This window comes from Peribacillus sp. AS_2 (assembly GCF_026891895.1).
In the GTDB taxonomy this organism is placed as follows: Bacteria; Bacillota; Bacilli; order Bacillales; family DSM-1321; genus Peribacillus; species Peribacillus frigoritolerans.
Map to the genome: position 1 here is coordinate 337,824 of NZ_JAPTGA010000003.1, position 12,062 is coordinate 349,885.

Consider the following 12,062-nt stretch of genomic DNA (forward strand, 5'->3'; position numbering starts at 1 on the left):
CGCCATTCAACGATTAAATGGGTTTAATTTATACGAGAAAATTATGGAATGAAGGAGGCAAATGTAATGGAGTCAAATGGTGGGTCATTGCAAAAGAAATTATTGCCGAGACATATTAGCATGATGGCAATGGGAGGGGCAATAGGTACTGGGATTTTTAAAGGAAGTGCCGAAACCATATCGTTAGCAGGGCCAGGAGTCATATTCACTTATATTTTTGCAGGATTGTTATTGCTAGTAGTCATGGGTGCCATAGCGGAAATGGCAATTGTCTATCCAAATACGAATATGAAAGGCTTCGTTCAGAAAGCATTCGGTAAGCGCCTTTCCTTCATCGTAGGCTGGATGTATTGTTTTATGTGGCTGTCCGTTTGTGTCATTGAGGTAGTGGTGGCAGGAAGCTTTTTGCAGTATTGGCTCCCGGTAATCCCGCTATGGATATTAAGTTTAGGGTGTGCGGCCTTCATCATTGGGATTAACATGATGAATGTCAAAAATTATGGTGAATTCGAATTTTGGTTTGCCGGCATTAAAATTACAATGATCATCTTATTCATCATATTGGGAGCCTGTATTTTATTTGGTGTGATCCCAAGCGGCGGATCTAATTATCTGCAAAACTTCACAGGGCATGGAGGATTTTTCCCGAATGGGTGGATGTCCATCTTTTCGGCATTACTGATCGTCATGTTCTCCTATGGCGGTTCCGAGTTAATAGGGGTGACGGTAACGGAAGCAAAGGATGCAGAACGCATTTTACCTAAGGTCATTAAAAACTATATTTGGAGAGTTGTATTATTCTTCACCTTACCGATACTTGTAATCTGCGGTTTGATTCCGTGGAATGAAATCGGCGACCAGGCAAGTCCGTTTGTACAGGTTTTGTCAATGTCAGGTTTTCAGGGATCTGCACATATCATGAATTTCATTTTGATTACGGCCGTCTTATCTGCCGCTAACTCTGGAATATATGGGTGTACCCGAATGCTGCATTCTTTAGCTGCAGAAGGGGAAGCTCCCAAGTCGTTCTCTTATGTATCAAAAAATGGCGTTCCCTTGTACAGTTTGCTATTAAGTGCAGTTGTATTGGTCGTCGGCTCCATGATTACTTTCGTTGCACAGGACAAGGCATTTACTCTATTAATGGCGTTTCCGGGTTTTGTAGTATCACTTGTATGGATCAGCATCTGTTTAGCGCAGCTTAAACTTCGCAATTCATATCCCAAAGCTCCCAGTTTTAAATTGTGGGGATTTCCATATATAACCTTGTTTACCGTAATCACGTTAAGCATCATTTGTGTCACGTTCGTATTCAGTGATCAGAATCGAATCAGTATCATTACTTGCCTGATTGTGTTGGCTGCCTTAATCTTGATTTCAATTTTTAAATTTAAAAGAGTGGACAAACAGGAAACACCTATAATAGAAAAAAATATCGCTAAATAAATCCGCATAAAAGATACGACATGGCAAAGGCGTCCATGTCGTATCTTTCATTACTGATCACTGATATTCTGCAACTTCATTTCGATTGGTCATCTCCAGATGTTTTCTTGATTATTTGTTGTAAGGATGCTATGAATCTCTCGTTCTCAAGCGGAGTGCCGATTGTCACGCGGATGGTATTTTCATAGCCTAGCAAATGACCTGAACGGATGATGACACCCTGAATTAATAACTTCTCAAAAATGTCCTTGCCAGGCTGGTTCAATTTAACCATCAAGAAGTTGGCATGTGAAGGGAAGTATGTCAAACCCATCTTGCTTAGTTCATTTTCTAAATATCTTCTTCCTTCCTCATTCTTACGAACACAATTCTCAACAAATGGATGGTCGTCGAGGGAAGCGAATGCCGCAGCCTGTGCCAAACGATTGGTATTGAAGGGTTCCTTCACTTTAACTAGCTCTTGTATGATGGAAGCATCCATTAAACCGTATCCGATCCTTAAAGCAGCCAGTCCATAAATCTTTGAAAAAGTGCGTAAGATAACCAGATTTGAATGCATATTGAGAAGTGGTAAGGTTTCTAAATATTCTGCATCATCGACATATTCATAGTATGCTTCATCAACGATCAGTAAAATATGCTTCGGCACCTTCTCGATGAAGGAGCGTAACTTTTCTTTTTGAACGATCGTTCCTGTCGGATTATTGGGATTACAGACGAATATCATTCTCGTTTTTTCTGTTATGGCCTCATACATACCCTGAAGGTCATGTACACCATTGGTAAGAGGAATCTTTACAGGTATGCCGCCGTCAATCAATACATTCGTTTCATAGCGTGGAAATGTCACATCAGCCATGATGACTTCATCATTTTGTTGGATATAGGTTCGTGTCAACAAACGTATCACTTCATCAGATCCATTGCCCAAAATGATATGATCTTTATTGATATTCAAGTTTCTTGCCAGTTTTTCAGCTAATGCAGGCGCCATGCCTTCAGGATAAAAGGAGGTTTGCTCCATTTCGTTAAGCATGGCTTCTTTTGCTAGAGGTGAGTAACCGAATGGGTTCTCATTGGATGCCAATTTAACGATCGTTTCAAGACCAAGTTCACGTTGCACTTCTTCAATTGGTTTGCCGGAAACATATGGGCTAATGCTTTCGATGTTTTGTCGAACCGGGATTTTCGTAAAGGTCAATGCAGGTTCCTCCCTTTGGTAAAGTTCTGAATTTTCTTTTTCTATTTGATTATTTTAATGATAGAATATTAACTGTTAAAATTACATACAAAAAAGAACGTATTTTTCGCTATCCATACAACATTTTAAAGAAATATATGCTTATATTCCTTCATTATGAAAGGCGGTTGCTTCATGGATGAAATAGATGTCAGTTTACTGGAACTTTTACAAAAAGATGGACGCATTACGATTAGTGAACTATCGAAGAAATTGGCTCTCAGTCGACCTAGCATCTCTGAACGAATGTACCGACTTCAAGAAAAGGGGATCATTGAGGGGTTCAGCGCAAGGGTTTCCCCTTTGGCAATAGGAAGGGGTGTACTTGTGTTCATTCAGGTGAGTGAACTTAAGGTTCCTGTTTCCGATTTTGAGCAATTAGTGAAAAATGATTTAGACATTATCGAGTGCCACCGTGTAACAGGAACAGTTGGATATTTTTTGAAAGCGGCTTTAGCTGATATGGACAGCATGAGATTACTGATAGATCGATTAATACCCTATGGACATCTGAATACATCTGTGGTTTTGACATCCCCGGTACCTTCCCGCTCCATTCTTCCAAGGGTCAATGAAATGGAGGATCATGGTGCGAAATCCTAGGCGTCATTCAACTGATGCTGGTAAAGGGGTTCGGCATCGTTCAAACTAATGAAGGGTAGAATGCAGGTTTTTTACAGAAAGGAACGAGGCGGAAGGCCTGTTCCTTTTTTTGTGTTATTTTAAATCCATCAAAGCCCCGAAATATTGCTGGGCGGTTGTAAAACAAATGAATGCCAATAGTTCAGAAATTTCTTCATCACTGAACACTTCCTTCAATACTTGGAAAAACTTTTCCTCCGTTTTTTCACGTTGCAAGAGAAATACTTCCGCAAAGGCAATTGCATAGCTTTCTTTCATATCCTCCGGCTTTAGCGGAGTCCCTTTTGCCTGGCAGTATGAGCAGCCATTACCGTATGCCAGCACCCTTCTGACGTTTTCCTTCAATTTCTCCGGAAGTTTCCCATCCGCAGATATGCAATCTGAGAGGTCCGACCATTTATGCGAAATCTCTTCAGAATGAAATAATCTTTGAAATGGACTGGAGCCCTGTGATGATTTTTTTATTCTTGTCATGAACATCTCTCCTTTGAGATAATCCTAATATAAAAATCCAGGAATTTTAATTCCATTTGTAAAGAAATGCGGTTTAATAATGAACGAATGTAAAGAGAAAAAGGGGAATAATTTAAAAAATGAAAATAGATGAGAAAGACCAGAGCATCCTTGCCGAATTAACGTTGAATAGCCGAATCTCCATGAGGGAATTGGCAAAGAAAGTAAACCTCTCGGCCCCCACCGTTGCCGATCGGGTTCGGCAAATGGAGTCGTTCGGGATCATTAAAGGGTATGTTGCCGAGATTGATCATAAAAAGATCGGTTTTCCAATTGAGTGTATCGTGGAAGCTACGATAAAAAATGGGGAATATGAGAAATTCAAAAAGTATATCTCCAAGGTGCCGAATGTTGACTTTTGTTATCGCATTGCCGGGCAGGCTTGCTTTATGCTGAAAATCCACACTCGGAGCCTTGAAGAAGTGGAGGAATTCATCAATCGGACCATTCCATTTGCAGCAACGGTTACCCATGTGATCCTTTCACAGGTGGAGCCGGAACAGGAATGAGTATTTTTATAGTGGAAATAAAAGAGATCCCGATCATTTTGAATGGTTCTAAAATTAAAGGATAAAATCACGTGTCCATAAAGATATGACATATGTTTGCAGCGCCAGGTGTTTTTTTTGCAATCAATGTTTTCGGTGATTCAAGAAAGAATAAGCTAATGGAATAAGGGGTACATGTAATAATGGATAATAATCTGAAAAGGTGGGGTGAGTATCATGGAAGGAACCGACGACTACAAACCTGAACTGGCCAGGAAAGCAGTAAATGTGATTGAAAATGTAGCAGGAACACATCCTGGTTATCGGCGTGTGCATGCAAGGGGATATGTTTATGAGGGGGTTTTTACACCAAACGGAAAAGCGTCCCCATTAACGATGGCTTCGCATCTTCAGGATGAAGCCGTGCCGGTGATCATCCGGTTTTCAAATAGCTCACCGATTCCAAGCCATCCTGATGCCATTTCCCCTGTAAAGGGCATGGCAGTCAAGTTTCATTTGCCGAATGGAAAGGTGTCAGATCTTATTACTGTGACCATTCCGTTATTCTTTGCGAAAACACCGCAAGCGTTTGTTGATATTGCTGGCTTTTTCCAATCTGCAAAGGAAGGTTTCCCCAATCTGAAAGAGCTTGCAAAAATCATGTGGAAATACCCTGAAAGCAAGGCAAGCCTGCAAATGCTTAAAGAAATGCGTTCTCCAGCCAGTTTTTCAACGTGCCAATATTACTCCATTCACGCATTCTATTTCATTAACAAGGAAGGAAGGCGGCAGGCAATCAAGTATGAGTGGGTGCCAGATGCCGGCCTTAGTATGTTAGAAAAAGGAGAGGTGGCCGAGCATTCGCCGGAGTATCTGGATGAAGAAATGGAAAAGAGGCTTAAAGAAGGACCGGTGGGCTTTAAATTGAACATCCAAATAGGTGGGGAAAATGACCCGACTGACGATCCGACTACAGCTTGGTCGGAAGATAAACAGGTAATCACGATAGGGCATTTAATGATCTCCAAAAAATCGGAAGTGTGTAAAGATACATTATTGTTTGATCCAACCAATATTCCTGAAGGAATCGAATGCTCGGAAGACCGGATCTTGCATTTTCGCCATAGTGCGTATGCCGTTTCATATGAACGTCGGATAAATAACCAATGAATCAAATCAAGAAAAACCCCCTATTCCAAAGGGGTTCCCTTGAAAGTAGACAAACAAGATGAAAATCGAGTTTGTCTATTTTTATGGCTTGTACATTGATTTTCATTCTATATGGCCTCGGAATTCGTTCAATGCATAAAACAATAGAAGATGTTGAAACAAATATGGCTTACCGTTGGTTCTTAGGCTATGGTTTCCAGTGCCTCCTACTCCACGTTCGGGATGAGACCAATCAGAATTCCATTTTAAGTAAATTTTACATTTTTCCGGATCTGAAAATAGTGTAGAGCATGAATAAGAACATCAGGGTTGCAACGACAAAACCAATTTCGATAACCGGTATCTTCCAAAGGATCAAGGTTTCCCCGCCTATTGCAGAGCCGATAATGAGACCGACCATGATTATGCTGAATGCAAGCAGGATGATACTGAACGACAGCCGGTTCGAGATTTGATCAAGCTTATGTAAAAAAACTTGAAGTTCGGGGATGTTGATATCGAGCCGCAATTTCCCTTTTTTAATGATACCTGTCACTTCCCTGATATCCTTGGGCAGTTCGGCAATGGCTTCAGCAGACTCGATGAATTGATTCCAGGCGTTCTTCGCAATGTTTTTTGGGTTGTAGCGTTCTTTAAAAAGCCTTTCCCCAAAAGGTTCAGCTGCCTTCATGATGCTGAAATTCGGATCTAATCCTTCGATAATGGCCTCCATGGTAAGCAGAGCCTTGCCGAGCATCGTGAATTCGGGTGGGATTTGGACCTGGTGACGATTGGCAACCGTGAACAGGTCATTGACTGCTCCGCCTAAGCTGATTTGGCTCAATGGGATATCATAATATTTATTTCGCAGTTCATCAATATCCTCCCTTAATGGGGCCATATTGATTTCGTCCGTCAAGAGACCCATATCTGAAAGCGTCTTGATCAATCCATTGGTGCTCCCGCGTTTCAGATTGATGACAAGCGAGGCGAACTGATATTTCGTTTCTTCCTCCAGACGTCCCACCATTCCAAAATCCATGAGTGCAACGACATTCCCGGGCAATATGATGATATTGCCTGGGTGGGGATCACCGTGGTAAAAGCCATCGATCAATATTTGATGAAGCATGGAGTTCGCTAATCTTTCCGCGATTTGCCGGCGATCATAACCTTCATCATCAAGCTGTTTATAATGATTGATCTTAATTCCCTGAATGAAATCCATTGTCAGGACCCTTTTTGTGGAAAACTCCCAATGAATTCTTGGTACCTTAAACCCTTGATCATCGATGAATTGCTTGGCTATTCTTTCCCCGTTTCGACCCTCGGAGTTATAATCAAGTTCTGCGCGGAGTGATTTAGCGAATTCATCAATCATTTTTCTGATTTGGTAGCGTCTTGCCCAAGATATGCGTGCTTCCATAAGTCTTGCCAAATCATCGAGAATTTCCAAATCCGTTTCCACAGTCGGAAGAATATCTGGCCGCTGCACTTTGATTGCTACGACTTCCAGTGATGGAAGCCGAGCTGTATGGACCTGTCCAATCGAAGCGGTTGCCAGTGGGGTTTCATTAAATTCAAGGAAAATGTTTTCCAAAGAATCACCCAATTCGGCCTCGACAATTTTACGGACCCTATCAAATGGAAAGGGGGTGACCTGGTCCTGTAACTTTTCAAGCTCGCGGACGATTTCTTCAGGTACGAAATCACGCCTCGTACTTGCAATCTGCCCAAGTTTAATGAATGTTGGTCCCAAGCTTTGTAATATCGTATGCAGCCGCTCTCCGATTGAGCGGAGGTTCAGGTTTTCATCGGGTTGGAGTTTCGATCCCGCTTTACTCTCGGATAATCCCAGGCGATAAATGAAGTAACCAAACCCATTTTTCAAAAAGGCATTAATGATTTCTTGGTAACGATGTGCGTGTTTCAGTCGCTTGCGAAACATTCAAGTACCTCCTGTCACGGTTGTAAGTTTTGGTTCTGTTTCTCCAAAATTACGATGCGGCGCTCCAATTCCTCGACTTCTTCTTTAGTTGCCAAGTTTAGGCCATTGAGCGCTTGATTGACTTTGGCCTTGACGGAATCGTCCAGCTGCTTTTGGGCTTGCTCCCCTTTTTCGACCCATTGCTTAATAAGGATCTTGGAGTCTTCTTTGCTGATATCGCCTTTTTTGACAAGAGAGTCCACCGCTTTTTCAATTTGCTCTTTTGTAGCAGCGGCTGCACCTAATCCTAAAGAAAACACATTTTTTAATAAGTCCATTTTTACATTCCTCCAATATAAATTTTTACACTGTAAGAAAGATAATAGCGGATGCCTTTCACTCTGGTTCATTCTTGTTGTTACCATCTATCATACATCACTTTAGGGCAGCTACAAAAATATAAGGGTCCTGCGATTATTGATGAGGAAGAAAAGGATTTTTAGATAGCTCAAAATTGTTTGAAGTGGAGCGGATTGGATATTATGATAGGGAAAAGCGGCTGTGAAAGTGAGGTTGGAATAATGGGGTTCAAAAATAAAACGGTGATTGTAACAGGTGCTTCGAATGGGATAGGGAGAGGCGTGGCAAAGGGATATGCAGAAAGCGGCGCTTCAGTCGTTCTCGCAGATTTGGACGAGCGGGAAGGGCTTCTGTGTGTGGAAGAGCTCAAAAGTAAGGGTCATGAAGCCATGTTCGTTAAAACGGATGTACGCAAGGAAGCTGACATTCAACAATTGATGGATGTAACTCTAAAAACATATAAGACCATTGATATATTAATCAATAATGCAGGAAAGGCATTATTCAAATCGCTTTATGATCTGACGATAGAGGAATGGGACGATATGATGAATACGAATTTGCGCAGTGTTTTCCTTTGTTCCCGGGCCGCGGCAGAATCGATGCGGAAAAATGAAATGGGAGGTGCGATCATCAATATAGCCTCAACCAGAGCGATGATGTCTGAGCCTGATTCGGAATCCTATGCAGCAACCAAAGGAGGGATCAAAGCACTGACACATGCACTTGCCGCTTCTTTGGGCAAAGAGAAAATTACGGTCAATTCGATTTCACCGGGGTGGATTGAAACGGGAGATTTTGAATCGCTGAGGGATGAAGATCACCTGCAGCATTTTTCAAATCGGGTTGGCAAACCGGACGATATTGCAAGGGCCTGTCTTTATTTGACGGCAACGGAAAATAATTTCGTTACGGGTGAGGATCTTATCGTCGATGGAGGCATGACAAGAAAAATGATGTACGAGGAGTAACTCATTTTTTTCGGTAGAGATATTGCAGTTCAGTCCCGAGCTCACGGTTAAGCAGCTGTTCCATTTCTTCAAGCTCTTTTATGCCGATAGGGGCATCGGCAGCTGTCCAGTGAACGGTATAAACAAAATAGTAATCTTTTATTTTTCGGAAAATAACAGGCGAATTCGGGAATTGATCAAAAATTGCCCTGATATTATAGCGTCTCATGTAGGACCACTTAACAAGCTGCATGTAGCTACCCATCCTTTTCAAAAGAGATCAATGACTGCCAGGATGGCAGCCATTGGTCCGGTTCTTATTTATCGTTGAATAAATTGAATAAGCCTCTAGCTACGCTGCCTTCTTCGGATGATCCTCCATTTTGCGGCGCTGCAGCAAATACACGGCTGGCAAGCCGGCTGAATGGCAACGATTGCACCCAGACCGTTCCGGGTCCTTTTAATGTTGCAAAGAATAAACCTTCGCCGCCGAACAAAGCGGTTTTCACACCCTTTACAGTTTCAATATTATAATCTACCCCGCTAGTCATTGCCACTAAACACCCTGTATCGACGCGTAAAATCTCCCCTGCTGCCAATTCCTTTTTATGGATCGTGCCACCGGCATGAACGAAGGTCATTCCATCTCCTTCTAGTTTTTGCATGATGAAGCCTTCACCGCCAAAGAAGCCTGCCCCTATTTTTCTCTGAAACTCAATTCCGACCGAAACGCCTTTTGCGGCCGCCAGGAATGCGTCTTTTTGACATATGATTTTCCCGCCCAGCTCGCTTAAATCCATCGGGATGATTTTACCTGGATATGGCGATGCGAATGAAACGTGTTTTTTATCTCGTCCTTCATTCGTAAAAGCCGTCATGAAAAGACTCTCACCAGTAAGTAGCCGTTTCCCGGCCCCGAATAGCTTACCCATCATTCCGCTGTCACCATTTGAAGACCCATCACCAAAGATGGTTTCCATCTTGATTTGATCTTCCATCATCATTAAGCTTCCAGCCTCGGCAATCACTGTTTCCTGAGGGTCCAATTCCACTTCAACAAACTGCATGTCATCTCCATATACCTTAAAATCTATTTCATGATTATTCAATTTCCATTCCTCCTATCCGCTTATTTTCATTGTAAAAGATAAACTCTTAACCTGCCAATATTATTCAGTTTTCTGCTGTAGTTTATATATTTTTTGTTTTCACGGGTATATCTAGTAAAATGTAGAAAGAAAAAACAGCATGACACTTAAGCTGAAATGAACCTTTTCTTAAGTGCAGGAGGAGACAGCCGTGGAGACTTACATACTATCATTGGACCAGGGAACGACAAGTTCCCGGGCCATTTTATTTAATAAAAGCGGGAAAGTTTTGCATATTGCCCAAAAGGAATTCACCCAGCACTTCCCGAATCCAGGATGGGTGGAGCATAACGCCAATGAAATTTGGGGCTCCATCTTATCGGTAATCGCTTCCTGTCTATCGGAAATGAATGTAAGGCCTGAACAGATCGCTGGAATTGGCATAACGAATCAACGGGAGACGACCGTGGTATGGGACAAGGAAACAGGTCAGCCGATTCATCATGCCATCGTCTGGCAATCCCGGCAGACAAGCGAAATTTGTACGCAATTGAAGGATGAAGGCCTCGATGGCTTATTCTTGCAGAAAACCGGATTGTTGATTGATGCATATTTTTCCGGTACAAAGGTGAAATGGATTCTCGACCATGTAGATGGGGCACGGGAAAAGGCTGAAAACGGAGACTTATTGTTTGGTACGATCGATACGTGGCTGATATGGAAACTTTCGGGTGGTAAATCACATGTAACCGACTATTCGAATGCTTCAAGGACGCTGATGTATAACATTCATGACCTGAAGTGGGACGAAGAGCTGCTGGAAATCCTGCAAGTGCCGCAATCGATGCTCCCTGACGTTCGTTCTTCATCGGAGATATACGGGAAAACAGCGCCACACCATTTCTTTGGGCATGAAATCCCGATTGCCGGAGCGGCGGGAGATCAACAGGCCGCATTGTTCGGCCAAGAATGCTTTGAAAAAGGAATGGCTAAGAATACGTATGGCACCGGATGCTTCATGCTGATGAACACAGGAGAAAAGGCAGTGAAATCAGAGCATGGCCTGTTGACCACGATTGCATGGGGGCTGAATGGAAAAGTCGAATATGCCTTGGAAGGAAGTATTTTTGTCGCAGGTTCGGCCATACAATGGTTAAGGGATGGACTGAAACTCTTGCATGATCCGAAAGACAGTGAAAAGTATGCTTTGCGGGTCACTTCAGCCGATGGTGTCTATGTAGTTCCCGCATTTGTAGGATTAGGCACCCCTTATTGGGATAGTGATGTCAGGGGAGCTGTATTCGGACTTACAAGGGGGACATCGAAGGAGCATTTCGTCCGGGCAACATTGGAGGCATTGGCCTACCAGACAAAAGATGTCCTTAGTGCCATGGAGATTGATTCAGGGATTAACCTAAAGGCATTAAGGGTCGATGGCGGGGTTGTCAAAAACAACTTCTTGATGGAATTCCAAAGCGGCCTCCTGAATGTACCAGTCGAAAGACCCGTTATTAGTGAAACGACAGCGTTAGGAGCGGCGTATTTGGCTGGGCTCGCTGTCGGATATTGGGAAAGTCAGGAAGAGATTTCAAAGCTATGGGCGGTCGATAAGAAATTCGAACCCAAGATGGAGGAACAGGAACGGAAGGATTTATATAATGGCTGGAAAAAGGCAGTTCAGGCGGCAAGGGTTTTTAAATAGAGTAAGTAAGGGTATTAATAGGGAGAGATGAATACAGAACGTACAAACTTAAAAATGGGGTGGTATTATGTTAGTTAAGGATTTCATGATAAGGGAAGTCTTTGTAGCCCGTCCTGATTTTACATTAAAGGAAATTCTGCGGATCTTGATCGAAAATAAAGTGGGCGGGGTCCCCGTTGTGGATGAACAGGATAAGCTATTGGGAATGGTGACGGACGGGGATATCCTTCGTTACTTGACACCTGCAGAGGAAGCCATCATGGGGTATTTCACCTACATTACGGTTCTTCCCGGTGAAGAGTTGGATGAAAAGGTTACATCCAAAATGAATGATAAAGTCTCACAAATCATTAAAAATAAAAGGATTACAAAGCTATCTCCCGAAGATCCGCTAGATGAATTGATAAAGGTCCTTTCCAAGCATCATTTCAAGAAAATCCCCGTCGTGGACAAAAATGATAAAGTCGTCGGCATCATCAGCAGGGGAGATGCCCTTAGGGCCCTTTATAAGGAATTCGTTCAAAAGCTGGAATGAATGGGCATCATAAAAAGGCCTG

The 12,062-nt window shown here is 42.6% G+C and carries 13 protein-coding genes and 1 pseudogene; 8 read left to right on the top strand and 6 right to left on the bottom strand.

The window, feature by feature from the left end:
* Positions 1 to 66: 66 nt before the first annotated feature.
* Positions 67 to 1,446, top strand: a complete 1,380-nt coding sequence (locus OTG27_RS07115) for an amino acid permease (RefSeq protein WP_268936600.1) — start codon at positions 67 to 69, stop codon at positions 1,444 to 1,446.
* A 76-nt stretch (positions 1,447 to 1,522) separates the two neighbouring features.
* Here the strand turns inward: OTG27_RS07115 and hisC are convergent, their stop codons facing one another.
* A complete protein-coding gene (hisC, locus tag OTG27_RS07120) occupies positions 1,523 to 2,647 on the bottom strand; it encodes a histidinol-phosphate transaminase (RefSeq protein WP_268936601.1) in 1,125 nt (374 codons plus the stop codon).
* Positions 2,648 to 2,821: 174 nt separating this feature from the next.
* Here hisC and OTG27_RS07125 point away from each other — a divergent pair, with 174 nt between their 5' ends.
* Positions 2,822 to 3,289, top strand: a complete 468-nt coding sequence (locus tag OTG27_RS07125) for an Lrp/AsnC family transcriptional regulator (protein ID WP_268936602.1) — start codon at positions 2,822 to 2,824, stop codon at positions 3,287 to 3,289.
* A gap of 114 nt (positions 3,290 to 3,403) precedes the next feature.
* Here OTG27_RS07125 and OTG27_RS07130 read toward each other — a convergent pair whose 3' ends face one another.
* Entirely contained in the window at positions 3,404 to 3,802 is a 399-nt protein-coding gene (locus OTG27_RS07130; protein ID WP_268936603.1) for a carboxymuconolactone decarboxylase family protein, read from the bottom strand.
* A gap of 119 nt (positions 3,803 to 3,921) precedes the next feature.
* Between OTG27_RS07130 and OTG27_RS07135 the strand changes: the two genes are divergently transcribed.
* From OTG27_RS07135 to OTG27_RS26655, 3 genes and pseudogenes are all read left to right on the top strand, one after another.
* The gene (locus OTG27_RS07135; protein WP_098187564.1) at positions 3,922 to 4,350 is read left to right on the top strand and encodes an Lrp/AsnC family transcriptional regulator; all 429 of its coding nucleotides are present in this window, start codon (positions 3,922 to 3,924) and stop codon (positions 4,348 to 4,350) included.
* Between the two features lie 216 nt (positions 4,351 to 4,566).
* The gene (locus OTG27_RS07140; protein WP_268936604.1) at positions 4,567 to 5,499 is read left to right on the top strand and encodes a catalase family peroxidase; all 933 of its coding nucleotides are present in this window, start codon (positions 4,567 to 4,569) and stop codon (positions 5,497 to 5,499) included.
* Positions 5,500 to 5,582: 83 nt separating this feature from the next.
* Positions 5,583 to 5,714 (top strand): annotated as a pseudogene (locus tag OTG27_RS26655) (transposase); the annotation flags it as partial.
* A 41-nt stretch (positions 5,715 to 5,755) separates the two neighbouring features.
* Here OTG27_RS26655 and OTG27_RS07150 read toward each other — a convergent pair.
* Both OTG27_RS07150 and OTG27_RS07155 read right to left on the bottom strand, forming a co-directional pair.
* Positions 5,756 to 7,426, bottom strand: a complete 1,671-nt coding sequence (locus OTG27_RS07150) for an ABC1 kinase family protein (protein ID WP_268936605.1) — start codon at positions 7,424 to 7,426, stop codon at positions 5,756 to 5,758.
* Positions 7,427 to 7,440: 14 nt separating this feature from the next.
* Positions 7,441 to 7,743 (bottom strand): phasin family protein, encoded by a 303-nt coding sequence (locus OTG27_RS07155; RefSeq protein ID WP_098187558.1) that lies wholly within the window; start codon positions 7,741 to 7,743, stop codon positions 7,441 to 7,443.
* 243 nt (positions 7,744 to 7,986) lie between these two features.
* Between OTG27_RS07155 and OTG27_RS07160 the strand changes: the two genes are divergently transcribed.
* Positions 7,987 to 8,736, top strand: a complete 750-nt coding sequence (locus tag OTG27_RS07160; RefSeq protein WP_268936674.1) for a glucose 1-dehydrogenase — start codon at positions 7,987 to 7,989, stop codon at positions 8,734 to 8,736.
* 1 nt (position 8,737) lies between these two features.
* Here OTG27_RS07160 and OTG27_RS07165 read toward each other — a convergent pair whose 3' ends face one another.
* Both OTG27_RS07165 and OTG27_RS07170 read right to left on the bottom strand, forming a co-directional pair.
* On the bottom strand, positions 8,738 to 8,944 hold the full coding sequence (locus OTG27_RS07165) for a hypothetical protein (protein WP_268936606.1): 207 nt from the start codon (positions 8,942 to 8,944) through the stop codon (positions 8,738 to 8,740).
* A gap of 88 nt (positions 8,945 to 9,032) precedes the next feature.
* Positions 9,033 to 9,824, bottom strand: a complete 792-nt coding sequence (locus OTG27_RS07170) for a TIGR00266 family protein (RefSeq protein WP_057275762.1) — start codon at positions 9,822 to 9,824, stop codon at positions 9,033 to 9,035.
* 190 nt (positions 9,825 to 10,014) lie between these two features.
* On the opposite strand from OTG27_RS07170, the gene glpK reads away from it, so the two are divergent.
* Both glpK and OTG27_RS07180 read left to right on the top strand, forming a co-directional pair.
* The gene (gene glpK, locus OTG27_RS07175) at positions 10,015 to 11,505 is read left to right on the top strand and encodes a glycerol kinase GlpK (RefSeq protein ID WP_268936607.1); all 1,491 of its coding nucleotides are present in this window, start codon (positions 10,015 to 10,017) and stop codon (positions 11,503 to 11,505) included.
* 67 nt (positions 11,506 to 11,572) lie between these two features.
* Positions 11,573 to 12,040: a CBS domain-containing protein gene (locus OTG27_RS07180; protein ID WP_053534045.1), complete on the top strand. Its 468-nt coding sequence runs from the start codon at positions 11,573 to 11,575 to the stop codon at positions 12,038 to 12,040.
* The last annotated feature ends 22 nt before the right edge of the window (positions 12,041 to 12,062 follow it).

Coding starts and splice junctions, on each gene's coding strand:
- OTG27_RS07115 (WP_268936600.1), top strand. CDS start 67: ATGGAGTCAAATGGTGGGTCATTGCAAAAGAAATTATTGCCGAGACAT.
- OTG27_RS07125 (WP_268936602.1), top strand. CDS start 2,822: ATGGATGAAATAGATGTCAGTTTACTGGAACTTTTACAAAAAGATGGA.
- OTG27_RS07130 (WP_268936603.1), bottom strand. CDS start 3,802: ATGACAAGAATAAAAAAATCATCACAGGGCTCCAGTCCATTTCAAAGA.
- OTG27_RS07135 (WP_098187564.1), top strand. CDS start 3,922: ATGAAAATAGATGAGAAAGACCAGAGCATCCTTGCCGAATTAACGTTG.
- OTG27_RS07140 (WP_268936604.1), top strand. CDS start 4,567: ATGGAAGGAACCGACGACTACAAACCTGAACTGGCCAGGAAAGCAGTA.
- OTG27_RS07150 (WP_268936605.1), bottom strand. CDS start 7,426: ATGTTTCGCAAGCGACTGAAACACGCACATCGTTACCAAGAAATCATT.
- OTG27_RS07155 (WP_098187558.1), bottom strand. CDS start 7,743: ATGGACTTATTAAAAAATGTGTTTTCTTTAGGATTAGGTGCAGCCGCT.
- OTG27_RS07160 (WP_268936674.1), top strand. CDS start 7,987: ATGGGGTTCAAAAATAAAACGGTGATTGTAACAGGTGCTTCGAATGGG.
- OTG27_RS07165 (WP_268936606.1), bottom strand. CDS start 8,944: ATGAGACGCTATAATATCAGGGCAATTTTTGATCAATTCCCGAATTCG.
- OTG27_RS07180 (WP_053534045.1), top strand. CDS start 11,573: ATGTTAGTTAAGGATTTCATGATAAGGGAAGTCTTTGTAGCCCGTCCT.